We start from the raw sequence: 20,138 nt of genomic DNA, 5'->3' as shown, positions 1-20,138 counted from the left end.
ACGCCGATGCAACCTGCTCTCGAAGCCGCCGCGCGGCGGCGGGCTTGCGTGAACCTGGCGCTCGGGCGCATGGCATCAACCAGAGGAAAACATGTCTGAAATCGCATTTGCCACGCTCGGCGAACTGGCGGACGGCCTGGCCAAGGGGCTCTACAGCTCGGTGGAATTGACGCGCCATTTCCTGGACCGCATCGCCCAGGCCAATCCCGCGCTGGGCGCATACGTCAGCGTCGACAGCGCCGGGGCCCTGCGGCTGGCGGAAGCCGCCGACGCGCGCCGCCGCGCCGGTTACGGGCTGCTCAGCGCTCTGGACGGCGTGCCGGTGGCGGTCAAGGACTTGTGCGACATCCAGGGCCAGATCACCACGGCGGGTTCCGAGGCCTGGCGCGATCGCCGCAGCGGCGTCACCGCCACCGCCGTCACCCGCCTGCTGAATGCGGGCATGGTGATACTGGGCAAGACCCACATGGTGGAATTCGCGTTCGGCGGCTGGGGCACCAACCCCGTCATGGGCACGCCGCGCAATCCCTGGGACCTGCACCGGCCTCGCGTTCCCGGCGGCTCGTCCAGCGGATCCGGCGTGGCCGTCGCGGCTGGCCTTGCGCCCGCCGCGCTGGGCTCGGACACGGGGGGTTCGGTGCGGATACCGGCGGCGCTGAACGGCGTCACCGGCCTGAAGACCACGCGCGGGCTGATCAGCCTGCATGGCGCGGTGGCGCTGTCGACCACGCTGGATACCCTGGGCCCGCTCACGCGGGACACCCGCGATGCGATGCTGCTGACTGCCCTCATGGCCGGCCCCGACGCGCAGGATCCGCTTACGCTGGGCTCGCCCGCCTTCCGGTACCGCGAGCCCGCCAGCGGCGCGCAGCCGCTGCGCGGCGCGCGCATTGCCTTGATGCCGATATCGCAGCACCCGATCGCCGTGGAGGCCGACGCGCTGTCGGCGCTGGATGACGCGCGCCGCGTGCTGACCGCCCTGGGCGCGGAGGTGGCGGAAACGCCCTTCCCCTTCGACTTCCGCGAGATGATGCAGCGCAACGGCCTGATCATCGCCGCCGAGGCCTATGCCGTCCACCGCGGCTACATCGAGGACCCCGCCCAGCCCATCGGCCAGTACGTCCGCGCCCGCGTGCTGTCCGGCAAAAGCGTATCGGCCGCCGACTACATCGCCGCGCTGCAGGCGCACGCACAGGCCCGCCAGGACTGGCTGGACTGGATGCGCGACATCGACGCGGTGCTTACTCCTTGCGCGCCTTTCGGCGCGCGCCACCTGGACGACGTGGACGAAGCGCGCACGCCGCTGGCCGCCTTTACGCGCGCCGGCAACTATGTCAATGCCTCCGGACTGGCCCTGCCCGCCGGCTTCACCGCCGACGGCCTGCCTCTGGGCGTGCAGTTGCTGGGCAAGCCCCATGCCGAAGGCACCTTGGGCAGGATAGGAATGGCCTTCCAGGCCGTGACCGATTGGCACCGCCAGCACCCCGACCTGAAGGCGGTCGGGCTGTAGTCATTCGAGCGGCATCGCCGGGCGTCAGTCGGCGCGCGCGGTCTCGGCCGGCGGCAAGCCGTCCCAGCCGCCGCCCAGCGCCACGATCAGGTTGACGCTGGCCACCAGCCGGTTGCCCAGCAGGCTTATCGCATTGCGTTCGCTATTGAGCGCCGTGGCGTCCACCACCGCGACGCTCAGGTAGTCGACCAGCCCGGCCTTGTACTGGTTCTGGATCAGGCGCAGCGATTCGCGCGCCGATTCCAGCGCGCGGCGCTGCACGATCTGCTCTTGCTCCATGACGCGCAGCTGGATCAGGTAGTCCTCGACTTCGCGCAGCCCGGTCAGCGCCGCCTGGCGGTACGCCGCCGCCTGCGCATCGTAGGACGCGCGGGCCTGTTCGACCTGGGCTTCGCGCGCCCCGCCGTCGAAGATCGTCAGCGCCAGGGCAGGCCCCAGCGACCAGAAGCGCGCGGGCGCCGTCAGCAGCTCGGCGAACTCCCCATTGCGGAATCCGCCGTCGGCGGACAGCATCAGGCTGGGGAACCACGCGGCTTGCGCCACGCCGATCTGCGCGTTGGCGGCGGCGGCACGGCGTTCGGCAGCCGCCACGTCGGGACGGCGCTCGAGCAGTTCGGACGGCAGCCCCACGGGAATCTGCGGCAGCTTCAGGCCGAACACCTTGGGCGGCAGCGCAAACTGGGATGGCGCCTGGCCCATCAGCACCGCGATCGCGTGCTCGTACTGTCCGCGCTGCCAGTCCAGGTCGATGGACTGCGCGCGCGTGCTTTCCACCTGCGTGCGCGCCACGGCCACGTCGGCCTGGCCCGCCACGCCCACTTCGTAGCGGTTCTGCGTCAACTGCAGGGACTTTTCGTAAGCCGCCACGGTGGCGTCCAACAGGCGCTTCTGCTCATCCAGCACGCGCAACTGCAGGTAGGTCTGCGCCAGCGCCGCCTGCGCGCTCAGGCGGGTCGCGCCCAGATCGGCAAGGCTGGCCGCCGCGCTGGCTTCCGAGGATTCGACGCTGCGGCGCACCCGGCCCCACACGTCGACTTCCCAACTGACGCTGCCCGTCAGCGAATACTGGTTGTACACACTGCTGCCCGACGAAGACGACGAGCCGCCCTGGCCGTTGCCGCTGCCCGCGCGCGTCATGCCGGCGCCCGCGCCCACGGTCGGATAGAAGCCGGAACGCGCGCCGCGCACCAGGCCCAGCGCCTGGCGGTAGTTGGCCTCGGCCTGCGCGATCGTCTGGTTGGAGGCATTCAGGCGGTCCACCAGGCCATCCAGGACGGGGTCGTCGTAGACCTTCCACCACGCGCCGCGATCGGCGCCGTCGCGCGGCTGCGCCGGCTTCCAGCCGGGCACTTCGCCCTGCCCTTCCTTGTAGGCCTCGCCCACGTCCAGCGCGGGGCGCTGGTAATCGGGGCCGACCGCGCATGCGCCCAGCAGCGCGCATAGCGCCAGCGTGGCCGCGGCGCGGGGAAGAAAGGCGTTCGAGAACTGCTTGGTGCGCATCATGTAGGTTCTATGGAAGCAGGGGCAGCGTTCCGCGGGGCGCGCCGGCGCGCGGCCCACAGGCGGAAGCGGTCCAGGTAAAGATAGACCACCGGCGTGGTGTACAGCGTAAGGATCTGGCTCAGCACCAGCCCGCCCACGATGGTAATGCCCAGGGGCTGGCGCATCTCGACGCCCGCGCCGGTGGCCAGCACCAGCGGAAGCGCGCCGAAGATGGCGGCCATGGTCGTCATCATGATGGGCCGGAAGCGGGTCAGGCAGGCCTGGAAGATGGCTTCGCGCGGCGCCATGCCCTGGTTGCGCTGGGCGTCCAGCGCGAAGTCCACCATCATGATGGCGTTCTTCTTGACGATGCCGATCAGCAGGAACACCCCGATCAGCGCGATCAGCGTGAAGTCATAGCGCACCAGCAGCAACGCCAGCAGCGCCCCCAGGCCCGCCGAAGGCAGGGTCGACAGAATGGTCAGGGGGTGCACGAAACTTTCGTACAGGATGCCCAGCACGATATACATGGTGACCAGCGCCGCCAGGATCAGCCAGGGCTGCTGCGCCAGCGTCTGCTGCAGGGCCGCGGCGGTGCCCTGGAAGCCCGCCTGGATCTGGTCCGACGGCAGGCCGATGCGCGCCACGGCGTCGTCGATCGCGGCCGTGGCCTGGCCCAGCGATACGCCGGGCGCCAGGCTGAACGAGACGGTATCCGCCACGAACAGCCCCTGGTGCTGCACGCTGAGGGGCGCGTTGGCGTTTTCCAGCTTGGTGAATGCCGACAACGGCACCCGTGCGCCGCCCGCCGCGATCACCTCGACCCGCCTGAGCGATTCGATGTCCTGCGCGAACCTGGGATCCACCCCCAGCACCACGTGGTATTGGTTCAGCGGTCCGTACATCACCGACACCTGGCGCTGGCTGAACGAGTTGTTCAACACCGTGGAGATCGTGGACATGCTGATGCCCAGCCGCGTCGCCGCCTCGCGGTCGATCACCAGGTTGATCTGGCGTCCCTTGTCCTCGACGTCGGTGTCGACGTCGGTGATCTCGGGGATCTTCGCCATGGCCTGCTGCACCTTGGGCATCCAGGTCCGCAGCAGTTGCAGGTCGCCCGACATCAGCGTGTAGTCGTAGGATCCCTGGCTCTGGCGCCCGCCGATCCGGATGTCCTGCTGCGACACCAGGAACATGCGCGCGCCCGGCATGTTCTGCAGCTTGGCCCGCAGGCGGTTGATGACCACGTCGGCCGAGACCTTGCGCTCTTCCAGGGGCTTCAACTGGATCTGCATGAAGCTGCTGTTGCTGCCGCCGCGCCCGCCCGCGTAACCCGTCATGCTCTGCACGGCCGGATCGGCAAGCACCACCTTGCGCAGCGCTTCAAGCTTGGGGATGGTCGCCTGGAACGAGGTGCCCTGGTCCACGCGGAAGAAGCCCAGGAGCTGGCCCGTGTCCTGCTGCGGAAAGAAGCCCTTGGGCACCACGGTGTACAGATAGACGTTCAGGCCCACCGCGATCGCCAGGGTCAGCATCATCAGCCGGCCGTGCTCAAGCGCCCAGCGCAGCGACCGGCGGTAGCCGCCCAGCATGGCCTCGAAGGCGCGCTCGGACCAGCGCGCCAGGCGTCCGGGCGGCTTCTCTTGCCTGGGTTCGTTGCGCAGCAGGCGCGCGCACATCATCGGCGTCAGGGTCAGCGACACCACCAGCGACACTAGGATGGCGGCCGACAGGGTCACGGCAAACTCGCGGAACAGCCGCCCGACCACGCCGCCCATCAGCAGGATGGGGATGAACACGGCCACCAGCGACAGGCTCATCGACAGCACCGTGAAGCCCACCTCGCGCGAACCCCGCAGCGCGGCGCGCATCGGCGACATGCCGTTCTCTACATGGCGCATGATGTTTTCGAGCACCACGATGGCGTCGTCCACCACGAAACCGGTCGCCACGATCAGGGCCATGAGGGAGATGGTGTTCAGCGTGTATCCGCACAGGTACATGATGCAGAACGTGCCGATCAGCGACACCGGCACCGCCACGCTGGGAATGATGGCCGCGCGCCAGCGGCGCAGGAACAGCAGCACCACCAGCACCACCAGCCCCACGGCGATCACCAGCGTCAGCTCGGCCTCATGCAGCGATGCCCGGATGCTGGGCGTGCGGTCCTGCGCCACCGTCATGTTCACATCCGCCGGCATCAGCGCCTGCAGGACGGGCAACTGCGCGCGCACGGCATCGACGGCCTCGATGATATTGGCGTCGGCCTGGCGCCGCACGATCATCAGGATGGCCTTGCGGTCGTTGTAGAAGCCGGTCTGGTACAGGTCCTCGACCGAGTCCTCCACCTTGGCCACGTCGGACACGCGGACCGGCGCGCCGTCGCGCCAGGCGACGATCAGCGGCCGGTATTGTTCGGCGCGGCTGAGCTGGTCGCTGACCATGATCTGCCAGTGATAGCGGTCGTTTTCCAGCACGCCCTTCGGGCGGTTGGCATTGGCGTTGGACAGCGCGGCACGCAGCTCGTCCAGCGACACGCCCTGGTTGGCCAGCGCCCCGGGCAGCACGGTGACGCGCACCGCCGGCAGCGAACTGCCGCCCACCGTGACCTCGCCCACGCCGTCCACCTGCGACAGCTTCTGCGCCACGATGGTCGAGGCCAGGTCGTAGAGCTGGCCCTGGCTGAGCGTGTCGGACGTCAGCGCCAGCGTCATGATGGGCGCGTCCGACGGGTTGGACTTGTGATACGTGGGGTTGCTGCGCAGGCCGGTCGGCAGCAGCGAGCGGGCGGCGTTGATGGCCGCCTGCACGTCGCGCGCGGCGCCGTTGATGTCGCGCGACAGATCGAACTGCAGCGTGATCCGGGTGGACCCCTGCGAACTGCTGGACGTCATCTCGGTCACCCCGGCGATGGCGCCCAGCGAACGTTCCAGGGGCGTGGCCACGCTGGACGCCATGGTTTCCGGGCTGGCGCCCGGCAGGCTGGCCGACACGGAGATGGTCGGGATGTCCACCTGCGGCAGCGGCGCCACGGGCAGCAGGAAGAACGCGAGCATGCCGGCCAGCACCACCGCCAGGCTGAGCAGCGTGGTCGCCACCGGCCGGACGATGAAGGGCGCCGACAATATCATCGCGCGTCTCCGGCCGGCGCTTGGCCCGTGCCGCGCCAGCGGCGGGCCATGCGGTCGAACATCAGGTAGATGACCGGCGTGGTGAACAGGGTCAGCACCTGCGACAGCAGCAGGCCGCCCACCATGACCAGGCCGAGCGGCTGGCGCAGCTCAGCGCCGGTGCCGGTCGACAGCATCAGCGGCAAGGCGCCGAACAGGGCGGCAAGCGTGGTCATCAGGATCGGGCGAAAACGCAGCAGCGCCGCCTCGTGGATGGCCGCGCGCGGGGAGAGGCCGCGCTTGCGCTCGGCGTCCAGCGCGAAGTCGATCATCATGATGGCGTTCTTCTTCACGATGCCGATCAGCAGGATGATCCCGATGATCCCGATCATGTCCAGTTCGGTGCCGCTGATCAGCAACGCCAGCAGGGCGCCGACGCCCGCCGACGGCAGCGTGGACAGGATGGTGATGGGGTGGATGTAGCTTTCGTACAGCACGCCCAGCACGATATACATCGTGACCACGGCGGCAAGTATCAGCCACAAGGTGCTGGACAGCGAATTCTGGAACGCCAGCGCCGCGCCCTGGAAGCGCGTTTCCACGGCGGTCGGCATGCCGATCTCGGCCTCGGCCGCCGTGATGTTCTCTACCGCGTCGGACAGCGACGCGCCCGGCGCCAGGTTGAACGACACCGTCACCATGGGGAACTGGTCGAGCCGGTTCACGGCCAGCACGGTCCTGCCTTCGGTGATGTGCGCCACGGAAGACAGCGGCACCTGCGCGCCGGTGGAGGTCGGCACATGGATCTGTCCCAGCGCGGCGGGCGACATCTGGAACTGCGGCTGCACCTCAAGCACCACGCGGTACTGGTTGGACTGAGTGAAGATCGTGGAGATCAGCCGCTGCCCGAAGGCGTTGTACAGCGCTTCGTCGATCACGGCGGCGGTGATGCCCAGGCGCGAGGCCGCGTCGCGGTCGATCTCGACCCAGGTCTGCAGGCCGTCGTCCTGCAGGTCGTCGGTCACGTCCTTCAGGCCGGGCACCTGGCGCAGGCGGTCCACCAGCTTGGGTGTCCACTCGCTCAGCACCTTCAGGTCCGGGTTGGACAGGGTCATCTGATACTGCGTGCGGCTCACGCGGTCTTCGATGGTCAGGTCCTGCACGGGCTGCATGTAGACCGTCAGGCCATCCTGCTTGCCCAAGGCGTCCTGCAGGCGCGCCATGACCGTGGGCAGGTCGCCGTTGCGCTCGGCCTGGGGCTTCAACGCGATCTGCATGCGGCCGGCGCTGAGCGTGGCGTTGCTGCCGTCGACCCCGATGAACGAGGACACGGCCTGCACGTCGGGATCCTCGAGCACGAGGCGCGCGGCGGTCTGCTGGCGCTCTGCCATGGCCGGGAAGGAAATGGACTGCGGCGCCTGGGTGATGGCCTGGATCAGGCCGGTGTCCTGCTGCGGGAAGAAGCCCTTGGGCACCACCATGTACAGCAGCACGGTCAGCGCGAAAGTGGCCACCGCCACCACCAGGGTGAGCGGCTGATGGCGCAGCACCACCTGCAGCATGCGGTCATAGGCAGCGATGATGCGGTCGATGAAGGCGCCCGTGGCCTGGTGGAAACGGCCGTGCTTCTGCTCGGATTCGGCGCGCAGCAGCCGCGCGCACATCATCGGCGTCAGGGTCAGCGAGACCACCAGCGAGATCAGGATGGACACCGCCAGCGTGATGGCGAACTCGCGGAACAGCCGGCCCACCACTTCCGTCATGAAAAGCAGCGGGATCAGCACCGCGATCAGAGAGAAGGTCAGCGAGATCAGCGTGAAGCCGATCTGCGACGCGCCCTTCAACGCCGCCTGGAGGGGCTTTTCGCCTTCCTCGATGTGGCGGGCGATGTTCTCGATCATGACGATGGCGTCGTCCACCACGAAGCCGGTGGCGATCGTCAGCGCCATCAGCGTCAGGTTGTTGATGGAGAAGCCGGCCAGGTACATGATGCCGAACGTGCCCACCAGCGAAAGCGGCACCACCACGCTGGGAATCAGCGTGGCCGTCACGCTGCGCAGGAAGACGAAGGTGACCATGACCACCAGCCCCACCGCCAGCAGCATTTCGAACTGCACGTCGGCGACCGAGTCGCGGATGGTCTGGGTGCGGTCGGACACGACGCTCACGTCGAGCGTGGCGGGCAGCGCCGCGCGCAGTTGCGGCAGCAGCGTCTGGATGCGGTTGACCACGTCGATCACATTAGCGCCGGGCTGGCGCTGGATATTGAGCAGGATGGCGGGCTTGTCGCCGGCCCAGGCGGCCTGCCGGGTGTCTTCCGCGCCTTCCACGGCGCGCGCCACATCGGCCAGGCGCAGCGGCGCGTTGTTCTTGTACGCGATGATCAGGTCGTTGTAGTCGGTGGGCGTCTTGAGCTGATCGTTGGCGTTGATCGTGGTGGACCGCTGCGGGCCGTCCAGGTTGCCCTTGGGCTGGTTCACGTTGGCGCCCACGATGGCGGTGCGCAGGTCGGACAGCGACAGCCCGTTGGCCGCCAGCGCCTGCGGATTCACCTGGACCCGCACCGCGGGCCGCTGCCCGCCCGCCACGCTGACCAGGCCCACCCCGGGAATCTGCGACAGCTTCTGCGCCACGCGCGTGTCCACCAGATCGCGCACCTGCGGCAGGGGCATGGTGGGCGAGGTGATCGCCAGGGTCAGCACCGCCGCGTCCGCCGGATTCACCTTGTTGTAGGTGGGCGGCACCGGCAGGTCGGAAGGCAGCAGATTCGATGCCGCGTTGATCGCCGCCTGCACCTGCTGCTCGGCCACGTCCAGCGGCAGGGTCAGGTTGAACTGCAGGGTGATCACCGACGCGCCGCCCGAACTGGTGGACGACATCTGGTTCAGGCCCGGCATCTGCCCGAACTGGCGTTCCAGCGGGGACGTGACCAGGGACGTCATCACGTCGGGGCTGGCGCCGGGGTACAGCGTCACGACCTGGATCGTCGGATAGTCCACTTCGGGCAGCGCCGAAACGGGCAGGAACCGGTAGGCGATCAGGCCCGCGATCAGGATGGCCACCATCGACAGGGTGGTGGCGACGGGACGCAGGATGAACAGGCGCGACGGGCTCACGGCGTTCTCTGCTTACTTGGACGGCGGGGTCGTGCCGGCCGGGGCGCCAGCGCCCAGCGACTTGTCGCGAACGGCGGGGATCACTTCCGCGCCGCCCACGATTTCCACCTTGGCGCCGGCGCGCAGGCGGTCGGTGCCTTCGGTGACGACACGGTCGCCGGGCTGCAGGCCCTCGTTGACGGCCACCATGCCGCTGTTGATGGCGCCCAGTTTCACCTGGCGCACTGCGATCGTGCCGTCGGCCTGCACCAGGAACACGAACGCGCCGGCGGACCCCTGCTGGATCGCCGCCGTGGGGATGGCGGTGACGTCCTTGCGGGTCAGCACGTGCAGCCGCACATTGACGAACTGGTTCGGGAAGAGCGCGTCGTCGGTGTTGTCGAACTTGGCCTTCAGCTTCAGCGTGCCGGTCGTGACGTCGATCTGGTTGTCCAGCGTCTCGAGCGTGCCCGTCGCGATGCGGCGCGTATCGGCGCGGTCATAGGCTTCGACGGTCAGCGTCTTGCCGGCGGCGATCTCGGCGCGCACTTCGGGCAACTGCGTTTCGGGCAGCGTGAACACCACCGAGATCGGCTGGGTCTGGGTGATCACCACCAGCCCATTGGTATCCGCGCTGGACACCAGGTTGCCGCGGTCGACCTGGCGCAGGCCCAGGCGGCCGCTGATGGGCGCCGTGATGCGTGCGTAGTCCAGTTGCAGCTTGGCGTTGTCCACGTTCGCCTGATCGCTTTTCACGGCGCCTTCGTACTGGCGCACCAGGGCGGCTTGCGTATCGACCTGCTGCCTGGCGATGGAGTCCTGCTTGAACAGGGCCTGGTAGCGCTGCAGGTCGCGGCGGGCGTTTTCCAGTTGCGCCTGATTCTGCATCTGCGTGCCACGCGCCTGGTCCAGCGCTACCTGGTAGGCACGCGGATCCACCTGCGCCAGCAGATCGCCTGCCTTGACCTGCTGGCCTTCCTGGAAGGCGACGTCGACGAGCTCTCCGCTGACGCGGCTTCTCACTGTCACGGTGTTGTAGGCCGTGACGGTGCCGAGCGACCTGAGGTAGATGTCGATGTCCTGTTGGGCGGCGGTGGCGATGCGCACCGGAACGGCCATGTTCGCCATGGCCGCGGCCATGGACGGCCGGCCGCCGGGCCGGGCGCCGGGTCCGCCCGCGCCGCCCGGCTTGGTCGAGGGCCGCAACGCCATCCAGGCGATGCCCGCCACGACGAGCAGCAACAGCGCCAGTCCGACGAGACGGCGGCGGCTCCATCGGGAGGGCGGGGAAACAAGACGGCTTTCGGACATGGAAACGGTTCCGGCACAGACGGAGAAAGCCGTATTGTCTACTAGACCGTCACGGTTTCAGCCCGCGCGCCGTCAACTTGAAACTACCCGCAACAGGAATCCGGGCAGTGACACCCAGCGTAACTTGCGCCTACGAGCTGCAAAGCGTCATCTGGAAGGCGACATCGCGGGCCACCTGCTGGGGTTTGAATTCGCCGTCCTGGGTGGAAAAACGTATCCAGATCATGTACTTATTGGCGCTGATTTCAGGAAACGCGCCGTGGGCCGGATCCACCCAGACGCGCAGCAACTGGAACTGCTTGCCACCCAGCATCTGCTGGTAGGCGCCCTGCTCCGCGACGATATCGGTCTTTCGGCCGGATTCGCGCAGCAGGCGAAGCGCCAGGGTCAGGCCGTCGTAAAGGGCAACGAAAGGCGTCACCCAGGCTTGCAGGTCCGCGCAGCGGGCGGCCTCGGGCTTGTTCTGCCAGGCGTAGTAGGACGGCATGTCCACCTGCGTGGCGCTGCCTGGCACCGACAGGCGGCCGCGCAGGCTGGTCAGCCATTCGTTTTCGCGCAGGGACTGGCCGGTCTTGCCGGGCGCGGCCAGCGCGCTGGCCACTTTTTCCAGTTCGTGCAGCATCCCTTCCAGCGCGTCCTGGGCCACGCCGGGGTGGTCGCGCAATCCCACCAGCGCCATGCGCTGGCGCTCCAGGTCTTGCAGGACCGCGCCTTTGACGTCGGTGCGTTCACACGCGTCGAGCAGATCGAAAAGGGAGGTGACGGCGACCTGATGCTGGCGTGAGTCACCCTCGCGAGCAAAGAAGAAGAGCCTGTCGAACAGGTATTCCAGCCGCAGATAAGCGCGGATGCGCTCGTTGAAGGGATATTCGTAAACGATCACGCTTTTTTACAGGCCCTATCAGTGGTTGGCCGCGGGGCCAAGAGTATTCAGGGGTGCCGGACCAGCCGCTGGCTCACCGGCCCGTTGTGCTCGCCAGCGCCAGCCAGCGGTCATGCAGGGACAACGCCCGCACGCGCAATTGTTCCGGCGATGTCGATGCGTCGTTGACGATGACGTCGTCGGCGGCCTCTAGCCGGTCTGCCCGCGCAGCCTGTGCCGCCATGATACGCCGGATGTCGGACTCCGTCAGCCCGCTGCGTTGCTGCACGCGGGCTACCTGCGTTTCGGGATCGCAGTCGACCACGCAGATGCGATCCACACGCGAACGCCAGCGCGCCAGGGACTCCACCAGCAGGGGCACCACGAAGACCAGATACGATCCCTTCGCGGCGGCGGCCTGGCGTTCGGTTTCGCGGCCGATGACGGGATGCAGCACGGCTTCGAGGCGCAAGCGGACCCGCGGGTCGGCGAACGCCTGGCCGCGCATCCAGTCGCGGTTCAGCGCGCCGTCGGGGGTCAGTGCCTGCGGGCCGAATTCGCGCTCGATGGCCGGCATGGCGGCGCCTTGCGCGGCGGTCAGCGAACGGGCGATCTCGTCGGTATCGACCAGGGACGCGCCCCACTCCGCCAGCATGTCCGCTACGCGGGACTTGCCCGAACCGATGCCGCCCGTAAGACCAATCTTGAACATACCGCCCTTCCTTTCTTTGTTGCCTAGCGCATGAACTGCAGCACGCCCTGCTCACCGCCCAGCAGCAGCATGGCCAGACCGGCCAGCGCCAGATAGGGGCCGAAGGGCAAGGGCTGCCCGCGGCTGGCGCGTCCGCTCAGCGTCAGCGCGCCGCCGATCAGCACGCCCACCAGCGACGCGCTCAGCAGCACCATGGGCAGGGCCTCGAGGCCGAACCACGCGCCCAGCGCGGCCAGCAGTTTGAAGTCGCCGTGGCCCATGCCCTCGCGTCCGGTCAGCAGGCGGAACACATGAAAGATAACCCACAGAAAGACATAGCCGGCCACCGCGCCCGTCACCGCCATCTGCAGGCTTGCGAAGGCATCGAACAGATTGACCAGCAACCCCGCCCACACCAGCGGCTGGGTCAGGACGTCGGGAAGCAGCGTAGCTTCGAAGTCTATCCAGGCCAAGGCCACCAGCGTGGCGGACAAGCCCATGGCCGCGACGGCGACGGGCGTGGCTCCGTAGCGCCAGGCGCAGGCGGCGAACAGCGCGCAGGTGAGCAGTTCAATGGCGGGATAGCGCCAGCCGATCGGCGCATGGCAAGCCGCGCAGCGGCCCCGCAGCCCGAGCCAACCTAGCACGGGAAACCGGCCCCAGCGGCTGATCGGCGCCTGGCAGGACGGACAGTGCGACGCGGGCGACAGCAGGCCATAGCGGCTGGCGGGCCGCGCCTTGCCCACGGCGTCCAGGCATTGCGCCTGCCATTCGCGTTCCATCATGCGCGGCAGGCGGTGGATCAGCACCGTCAGCCAGTTGCCGACGAACAGGCCCGCCAGCGCCGCCACGCCGATGAAGACGCCCAAGGGCAAATCGAAGACATGCCACATCGCAGTCAACCACCCCGCCGGCGCGCGGGCGCTTGGGCATCCACCCCGAGGGCTACGCCGCAAGGCATGAAGGGCCACCCGTGGCCGTGTCGTAATTTGTGCATAAAGTGCTTGCTATACCCAAGAGCGGCTAAGGGAATGTATCGAATCTTCGCATAAGTGCGTAAAATCGGAGACAGACTCAATTCACGGATAAGCTGCCATGGCCGCGCGCGTCGACATCGTTTCCCGCTCCCGCAAACTAAGCATCATGGGGCTGCTGCTGGCGGGCACCGCGATAGGCGCGGCGGGTTGTGCCCAGCAGAAAACCGAAGGCTATTACGACCTGCCCGCCGAAAGCACGGTAACCGACGCCCAATACCAGGGCTCCGGCGCCGGCTACCGCAGCGTCATCCGCGCGCCGTCGCAAGTGCAGATCGCGCTCAAGCCCGACGCCCGCAAGCCGCAAAACCAGGCCACGCAAGCCAATCCCGCCGGCGAAACCACCGAAGACGGCCAAGCCGTCCCGGAAGGCACCGAAAGCAACTCCGGCGGCGGCTCGTCGGCGTCGGCGCCGGCCCCCGCCGCCGCCGCGCCCAATGCCGCCTCGCAAAGCCTGGTGCCGCAGCCGCAAACCTATATGGGCACGCTGCCGTGCTTTTCGCCCGCCATGCAATGCACGGCGCAGCGCGTGACGCTGACGCTGGCTCCCAATGGGCGTTGGCGCGGCCGCACGGCATACCTGGACAACGATCCCAAGAAGGGCCCCCCGGTATCCGAGCAAGGTTGCTGGGACGCCACCGACGAACGGCCGCCGCGCGTCATCCTGATGGACGGCCAGGGCAATGTCCGGGCGGAGTTCCTGGTGGCGGTCAACAACGTGCTGCGGGTGCGCTCCGTCGGTGGCCAGACGCCCAACCTGAACTACAACCTGACCCGCCAGCCGGATCTGGACCCGATCGACGAACTGGCCAAGGCCGCCGCGCCCAAGTGCCCCTGAACCCTGGCCGCGGCGCCTGAGCGCCGCCCGCCGGATGCAAAGCCCCCGGGCCTGACGGACATGTCGTCCGCCAGGCCCGGTTTCATTCAGGGCGTTTGGTGCGGGCGGCATCGGAATCCGAGTCGGAGTCCGCGTCGGTGTCGGACTCCGAGTCGGCGTCAGAGTCGGAGTCGATGTCGCAATCGGAATCCGAGTCGAAGTCCGCCTGTTCCGGTCCCGGGTGACATCCGGCGTATTCCCCCTTGGACTCGTGCAGCACATAGGATGGCGCGTCAGGAGGTGGGTGGCCGAAAGATGGGGCGCCGGGCTTGGCCCGCGCCGCGCCGGAGCGGGCTGCTGGGAAAGCGCCGAGGACAGGCGATGCGCCCGAACGCCCATGCGCGCACAGGCGGCAGGCCAGATGCATGGCGTTGCGGGCATCCAGCTTGGCGAAGATGCGCGCCCGGTGTGCCTCCACGGTGCGCAGGGATATGCCCAGATCGATGGCGATGACCTTGTTCGGGCGGCCGGCCGCGACATAATCGACGATCTGCCGTTCACGGGCGGTCAGGGACGACAGGACGGTGTCCAACTGGGGATGGGGCGTTGGCATGGGCAGCTCACTTGCAATATAGGATTGCAGTTAGTCTGCCCGGCGGTCATGGGGGCCGGAAGCTGGCAATTCTGCCAGGGGCGGACGGAAACGTCCCCCCGGGCTTTCAGGCGCCGCGGGATCAGGCCGTGTAGGCCAGCTCCAGGTTGTCGATCAGCCGGGTGGCGCCCAGCTTGGCGGCGGCCAGCGCCACGACGGGTTCGCCGGCCTGCAGGTCGGCGGCCTCGGGACGCTTCAGGTCGCGCTGACGGCGCAATGCCACGTAATCCACCGTCCAGCCGCGCTGCGTCAGATTCCCGGCGGCGTCGCGCTCCAGCGCGGCGGCATCCCGCTCGCCCTGGGCCAGCCGGCGGCCGATGCCCTGAAGTTCGGCGTACAGCGCGGGCGCCTCGGCGCGCTCGGCATCGCTCAGGTAGCGGTTGCGCGAAGACAGCGCCAGGCCGTCGGCGGCGCGCACGGTCTCGTGCGCCAGCACCTCCACGGGCAACTGGAACTGCCTGCACATATTGCGCACCACCATCAACTGCTGATAATCCTTCTTGCCGAACACCGCCACGCGCGGCTGCACGCAGGAAAACAGCTTCAGCACCACCGTGCTGACCCCTTCGAAGAACCCTGGGCGGAACTCGCCTTCCAGGATGTCGCCCAGATCGTCGGGCGGCTGCACCCGGTAGCTCTGAGGCTCGGGATACATCTCGCGTTCATTGGGCGCGAACAGCACGTAGACGTCGCGCGCCTGCTCCAGCTTTTCAATGTCGGCGGCCAGCGTGCGCGGATATTGGTCGAAGTCCTCGTTCGGGCCGAACTGCAGGCGGTTCACGAAGATGCTGGCCACGACGGGATCGCCATGCTGGCGCGCCAGCTTCATCAGCGACAGGTGGCCTTCATGCAGGTTGCCCATGGTGGGCACGAACGACACGCGATTCTGTCCGCGCAGGTGATCGCGCAATTCCTGGATGGTGTGTACGACTTTCAAGGGACTCTCCGGGGATGGGGGCAGCCCGGTCAGGATCAGGCCGCGACCGCCGCTACGCTGGTGTATGCCAGGCGCACATAGATGGGAGCATAGGGCTCCGCCTGCGTGATTTCGAGCAGCGATTCACGGGCCAGTTCCAGCATGGCGATGAAATGCACCACGACGACCGCCGCGGGCGCGCCCTCGCGGACGCGCTCCATGAACAGATCGCCGAATTCCATGAAGCGCACGTCGTTCAGGCGCCGCAGGATGTGCGTCATGTGGTCGCGCACGGATAGCTGTTCGCGCGTGATGTGATGGTGCTGGTTCAGCTTGGCCCGCTTCATGATGTCGGCCCAGGCCGCGCGCAGATCGTCCACGCTGACCTCGGGCAGCACGCGTTCCACGCTGAGGTCGGCGACGGCCTGGCTGCTGACGAAATCCCGGCCGAGCTGCGGCATTTTGTCCAGCTTCTGGGCGGCCAGCTTCATCTGTTCGTATTCGAGCAGGCGGCGGACCAGTTCGGCGCGGGGATCTTCGGGTTCTTCGCCGGTGTCGGTCTTCTTCACCGGCAGCAGCATGCGCGACTTGATCTCGATCAGCATGGCCGCCATCAGCAGATACTCGGCGGCCAGCTCCAGATTGGTGATGCGGATCTGGTCCACATAAGACAGATACTGCCGCGTGACATCCGCCATCGGGATGTCCAGCACATTGAAGTTCTGCTTGCGGATCAGGTAGAGCAGCAGGTCCAGCGGCCCTTCGAACGCTTCCAGGAAGATCTCGAGCGCGTCCGGCGGAATGTACAGGTCCGTCGGCATCTGGAACAGCGGCTCGCCATAGAGCCGCGCGAATGCCACGCTGTCGATGGTGTCGGGCGTGCTGTCGACGGACGGTTCCACTAGCGCGGCCAGGGCAGCGCCCGGCACCGAAGGATTCTGGACCATGGTTGCCGCAACGGTATCAGTCTGCCTGATACACGTACGGCCTTTGCGGCACACGGGCCGCGCGGAAGCCTTCCAGCAGCTCCGAGTCTTGCGGTTTGTCCCAAAGACGGGCCCGGCCCTCGCGCTGGCGCTCTTCGGTGCCAGGATGCGACTGCTTGAAGTCTTTCAGGAAAAGGGTGATCTCGGATTCGTAGTTGGTCGCCATGGCACCAATTTCAATGGGTTTCGGATCCCTGGAGTTTACTTCACGGCGGCCCGCGCCCCGGCGTTACAATCTTCGGGCACCCAACGCCCCCTCCCGACATGTCCGCAGAATCCGCAGCCGCAGCACATCCCGCTTCGCCCTCAACCCCGGACGCGCTGCGCGCGGCGCGCATGATCCCCTTCATCGTGGGCTGCGCGCTGTTCATGCAGATGCTGGACGCCACCGTGGTGGCCACCGCCCTGCCCGCCATGGCCCGGGCACTGGGGTCCACCCCGGTCCGGCTCAATGTGGCCATCACGTCCTATCTGCTGTCCGTCGCCGTTTTCGTGCCGGTCAGCGGCTGGGCGGCCGACCGCTACGGCGCCCGGCGGGTATTCGTGGCCGCGATCGGCCTCTTCACCCTCAGTTCCGTGGCCTGCGCCCTGTCCCAGGACCTGCCCCAACTGGTAATCGCCCGCATCGTCCAGGGGATGGCGGGGGCAATGATGGTGCCGGTTGGGCGGATCATCCTGCTGCGCACCGTGCCCAAGCAGGATCTGCTCAAGGCCATGTCCTTCCTGTCCATCCCCGCGCTGCTGGGGCCGGTGATCGGCCCGCCGCTGGGCGGCTTCATGGTCACGTACATGTCGTGGCACTGGATCTTCCTGATCAACATTCCCATCGGCATCCTTGGAATCTTCCTGGTCCTGCGCTATGTGTCGGAGATCCGCGAAGAGGCCGCGCCGCGCCTGGACTGGCTGGGCTTCCTGCTCAGCGCCACCTGCCTGGCCTCGCTGGTCAGCGGCTTCGAGGCGATCGGCCGCGACGTCATGCCGCTGCCCATGCTGCTGGGCCTGATTGCCGTCGGCATCGCGTGCGGCCTGCTCTATGGCGTGCACGCCCGCCGCGTCGAGCATCCCATCATCGACCTGTCCCTGATGCGGATCCCCACTTTCGCCATCTCCACGCTGGGCGGCAACCTGTGCCGCTTCGCCGTGGGCGCCACGCCGTTCCTGCTGGCCATGCTGCTGCAGGTGGGCTTTGGCCTGTCGCCGTTCTCGGCCGGCCTGATCACCTTCGCCAGCGCCGCCGGCGCGCTGCTGATGAAATTCGTCGCCACGCCCATCGTGAAGCGCTACGGCTTTCGCCGCGTGCTGACCCTGAACTCGCTGTTGGCGGGCGCCTTCATCATCGTCTGCGGCGCCTTCAACCCGGCCACCCCCGTGTGGCTGATGATCGCCATCCTGCTGGTCGGCGGCTTCTTCAGGTCGCTGCAGTTCACCGGGGTAAATACGCTAACCTATGCCGACATCCCGCCCTCCAAGATGAGCCGCGCAAGCAGCTTCTCGGCAATGGCGCAGCAACTGGGCATCACCCTGGGCGTCGGGGTGGCCGCGGTCACGCTGAACATCAGCATGTCCCTGCGCGGCGCCGAAACGCTGGCCGTCAGCGACGTGGTCGCCGGTTTCGTCGTCATCGGCCTGCTGTGCATGGCATCGACCTTCTCCTTTAGACGCCTCGACCCTCTGGCTGGGGCACACCTGAACGGCGCGAAAAACAGTGACGACGAATGAATATGTCCTAGCCCTGGACCAGGGCACGACCAGTTCCCGGGCCATCGTGTTCGACCGCGAAGGCGTCGTGCGCGGCGTCGGCCAGCGCGAATTCCGCCAGCACTATCCCCGTCCGGGCTGGGTCGAGCACGATGCCAACGAGATCTGGCACAGCCAGCTCGACGTGGCGCGCGAAGCCCTGCGCAATGCCGGCACCACAGCCGCCGACCTGGCCGCCATCGGCATCACCAACCAGCGCGAAACCACCATCATCTGGGAACGCGCCACGGGCCGCCCGCTGGCCCGGGCCATCGTATGGCAGGACCGCCGCACCGCCCCCCTGTGCGACCAGTTGCGGCAGGACGGCCACGGCGACTTCCTGCAATCGCGCACCGGCCTGGTCGTGGACGCCTACTTCTCGGGCACCAAGCTGGCCTGGCTGCTCGATCACGTACCCGGCGCGCGCCGGATGGCCGAACGCGGCGAACTGGCCTTCGGCACCGTCGACACCTGGCTGATATGGCAACTGACCGGCGGCGCCGTGCACAGCACCGACCCCAGCAACGCCTCCCGCACCATGCTGTTCGACCTGCACACGCAGGACTGGAACGACGACATCCTGGCGCTGCTCAAGATCCCCCGCAGCGTCCTGCCGCGGATCGCGCCCAGCAGCGCCATCGTGGGCGACGCCCTGCCCGAATGGCTGGGCGGCTCCGTGCCCATCGCAGGCGTGGCGGGCGACCAGCAGGCCGCCACCTTCGGCCAGGCCTGCTTCAAGCCCGGCATGGCCAAGAACACCTATGGCACCGGCTGCTTCATGCTCATGAACGTCGGCGACCAGCCCGTGCAGTCCCGCAACAACCTGCTGTCCACCGTGGGCTGGGGCCTGCCCAAAGCGGACAACGGCGGCTGGACCCCCACCTACATGCTCGAAGGCGGCGTCTTCGTCGCGGGCGCCGCCGTGCAATGGCTGCGCGACGGACTGGGCATCATCCAGCGCTCGGAAGACATCGAGTCCCTGGCCGCCAGCGTGTCCGACACCGACGACGTCTTCATGGTGCCCGCCTTCGCCGGCCTGGGCGCCCCGCACTGGGATCCCTACGCGCGCGGCACCCTCGTGGGCCTCACCCGCGGCACCTCCCGCGCCCACATCGCCCGCGCCACGCTCGAATCCATCGCCCTGCAAAGCGCCGAACTGCTCACCTGCATGAACGGCGACAGCGGCATCGCGCTGACCGAACTGCGCGTCGACGGCGGCGCCGCCCGCAACGACCTGCTGATGCAGATGCAGGCCGACATCCTGGGCGTCCCCGTTGTCCGACCCCGCGTCCCGGAATCCACCGCCCTGGGCGCCGCCGGCCTGGCGGGCCTGGCGGTCGGCTTCTGGTCCAGCCAGGACGAATTCGCCTCCAAATGGCAGGCCGAACACACCTTCAAACCCACCTGGCCCCAATCCGTGCGCGACGCCCGGATGAAGCGCTGGCGGCAGGCCGTGGAACTGTCAAAAGGCTGGTCGGCAGGCGCCGCAAAGTAAACCCCCGTCCCGGCGGCCGCCGGCGCACCGACACGTGCACGCACCAGCACGCGCAGCACCACACCCCCACCCGCAAGACACCGCGTAAGCCCCAAAAGGCCGCCCGCGCGGCCGGCATGGGGCGGGCCCCGCAAGCTTTTCCACCGCCAGCCCACCCCCGGCAAGAACCTCAAGAACCCCGCACCCCCCAGCGACCGTGAAGCTTCAGCCCCCGGAGCACGGCGCGCTGGCGGCCTGGGGTGCGCGGGGCGTCAGATGCGCCCGACGGAATCCGAAGGCAGCCGCCGCAGGCGGCCACGAGGATGAGGCAGGGGCAGTCCGGAGCGAAGGCTCCGGACCGCAATCGCAGCCCCGCGCACCCCAGGCCGCCAGCGCGCCGTGCGTCTAAAGAACCCACACTGACACCACCACCACCACCACCCGAATCCAAAGCCAACCCC

At 68.0% G+C, this 20,138-nt stretch carries 15 protein-coding genes; 4 read left to right on the top strand and 11 right to left on the bottom strand.

Translation table 11 applies throughout. The annotated features are described in order from the left end of the window. Positions 1–91: 91 nt before the first annotated feature. Complete coding sequence (locus ASE30_RS06010; protein WP_057283386.1) at positions 92–1,510, top strand: amidase; 1,419 nt, start codon at positions 92–94, stop codon at positions 1,508–1,510. A 24-nt stretch (positions 1,511–1,534) separates the two neighbouring features. Here ASE30_RS06010 and ASE30_RS06005 read toward each other — a convergent pair whose 3' ends face one another. From ASE30_RS06005 to ASE30_RS05975, 7 genes are all read right to left on the bottom strand, one after another. Continuing rightward, on the bottom strand, positions 1,535–3,013 hold the full coding sequence (locus tag ASE30_RS06005; RefSeq protein WP_057283385.1) for an efflux transporter outer membrane subunit: 1,479 nt from the start codon (positions 3,011–3,013) through the stop codon (positions 1,535–1,537). Next, positions 3,010–6,123 (bottom strand): multidrug efflux RND transporter permease subunit, encoded by a 3,114-nt coding sequence (locus ASE30_RS06000; RefSeq protein WP_057283384.1) that lies wholly within the window; start codon positions 6,121–6,123, stop codon positions 3,010–3,012. The genes ASE30_RS06005 and ASE30_RS06000 overlap by 4 nt, the downstream gene beginning before the upstream one ends. Beyond that, positions 6,120–9,218 carry an MdtB/MuxB family multidrug efflux RND transporter permease subunit gene (locus ASE30_RS05995; RefSeq protein WP_057283383.1) on the bottom strand — a complete coding sequence of 1,033 codons (3,099 nt, stop codon included), beginning with the start codon at positions 9,216–9,218 and terminating at the stop codon, positions 6,120–6,122. Before ASE30_RS05995 ends, ASE30_RS06000 begins: the two co-directional genes overlap by 4 nt. 12 nt (positions 9,219–9,230) lie before the next feature. Continuing rightward, the gene (locus tag ASE30_RS05990; RefSeq protein ID WP_057283382.1) at positions 9,231–10,508 is read right to left on the bottom strand and encodes an MdtA/MuxA family multidrug efflux RND transporter periplasmic adaptor subunit; all 1,278 of its coding nucleotides are present in this window, start codon (positions 10,506–10,508) and stop codon (positions 9,231–9,233) included. Positions 10,509–10,638: 130 nt separating this feature from the next. Continuing rightward, positions 10,639–11,391 carry a cell division protein ZapD gene (zapD, locus tag ASE30_RS05985; RefSeq protein WP_057283381.1) on the bottom strand — a complete coding sequence of 251 codons (753 nt, stop codon included), beginning with the start codon at positions 11,389–11,391 and terminating at the stop codon, positions 10,639–10,641. A 73-nt stretch (positions 11,392–11,464) separates the two neighbouring features. After that, positions 11,465–12,082, bottom strand: a complete 618-nt coding sequence (coaE, locus tag ASE30_RS05980) for a dephospho-CoA kinase (protein ID WP_057283380.1) — start codon at positions 12,080–12,082, stop codon at positions 11,465–11,467. A 23-nt stretch (positions 12,083–12,105) separates the two neighbouring features. Further along, on the bottom strand, positions 12,106–12,954 hold the full coding sequence (locus ASE30_RS05975; RefSeq protein WP_057283379.1) for an A24 family peptidase: 849 nt from the start codon (positions 12,952–12,954) through the stop codon (positions 12,106–12,108). Between the two features lie 202 nt (positions 12,955–13,156). Here ASE30_RS05975 and ASE30_RS05970 point away from each other — a divergent pair, with 202 nt between their 5' ends. Next, positions 13,157–13,933: a copper resistance protein NlpE N-terminal domain-containing protein gene (locus ASE30_RS05970; protein ID WP_057283378.1), complete on the top strand. Its 777-nt coding sequence runs from the start codon at positions 13,157–13,159 to the stop codon at positions 13,931–13,933. An 82-nt stretch (positions 13,934–14,015) separates the two neighbouring features. On the opposite strand, the gene ASE30_RS29735 is transcribed toward ASE30_RS05970, so the two are convergent. The 4 genes from ASE30_RS29735 to ASE30_RS05950 all read right to left on the bottom strand — a co-directional run bounded on the left by ASE30_RS29735 (position 14,016) and on the right by ASE30_RS05950 (position 16,632). Then, positions 14,016–14,525, bottom strand: coding sequence for a response regulator transcription factor (locus ASE30_RS29735; RefSeq protein WP_082601471.1), 510 nt, complete (start codon positions 14,523–14,525; stop codon positions 14,016–14,018). 121 nt (positions 14,526–14,646) lie between these two features. After that, on the bottom strand, positions 14,647–15,501 hold the full coding sequence (gene panC / locus ASE30_RS05960) for a pantoate--beta-alanine ligase (protein ID WP_057283377.1): 855 nt from the start codon (positions 15,499–15,501) through the stop codon (positions 14,647–14,649). Positions 15,502–15,536: 35 nt separating this feature from the next. Beyond that, the gene (locus tag ASE30_RS05955) at positions 15,537–16,427 is read right to left on the bottom strand and encodes a ScpA family protein (RefSeq protein WP_057283376.1); all 891 of its coding nucleotides are present in this window, start codon (positions 16,425–16,427) and stop codon (positions 15,537–15,539) included. A 16-nt stretch (positions 16,428–16,443) separates the two neighbouring features. Continuing rightward, the gene (locus ASE30_RS05950; RefSeq protein ID WP_013391300.1) at positions 16,444–16,632 is read right to left on the bottom strand and encodes a DUF3460 family protein; all 189 of its coding nucleotides are present in this window, start codon (positions 16,630–16,632) and stop codon (positions 16,444–16,446) included. 98 nt (positions 16,633–16,730) lie between these two features. On the opposite strand from ASE30_RS05950, the gene ASE30_RS05945 reads away from it, so the two are divergent. Next, the gene (locus tag ASE30_RS05945) at positions 16,731–18,185 is read left to right on the top strand and encodes a DHA2 family efflux MFS transporter permease subunit (RefSeq protein WP_057283375.1); all 1,455 of its coding nucleotides are present in this window, start codon (positions 16,731–16,733) and stop codon (positions 18,183–18,185) included. After that, positions 18,172–19,698 (top strand): glycerol kinase GlpK, encoded by a 1,527-nt coding sequence (gene glpK / locus ASE30_RS05940; protein WP_057283374.1) that lies wholly within the window; start codon positions 18,172–18,174, stop codon positions 19,696–19,698. The genes ASE30_RS05945 and glpK overlap by 14 nt, the downstream gene beginning before the upstream one ends. Positions 19,699–20,138: the final 440 nt, after the last annotated feature.

This window comes from Achromobacter sp. Root83, from assembly GCF_001428845.1.
Taxonomy (GTDB): domain Bacteria; phylum Pseudomonadota; class Gammaproteobacteria; order Burkholderiales; family Burkholderiaceae_B; genus Achromobacter.
Note: the sequence above shows the minus strand (reverse complement) of the source record. Positions and strands in the feature narration are given on the sequence as shown.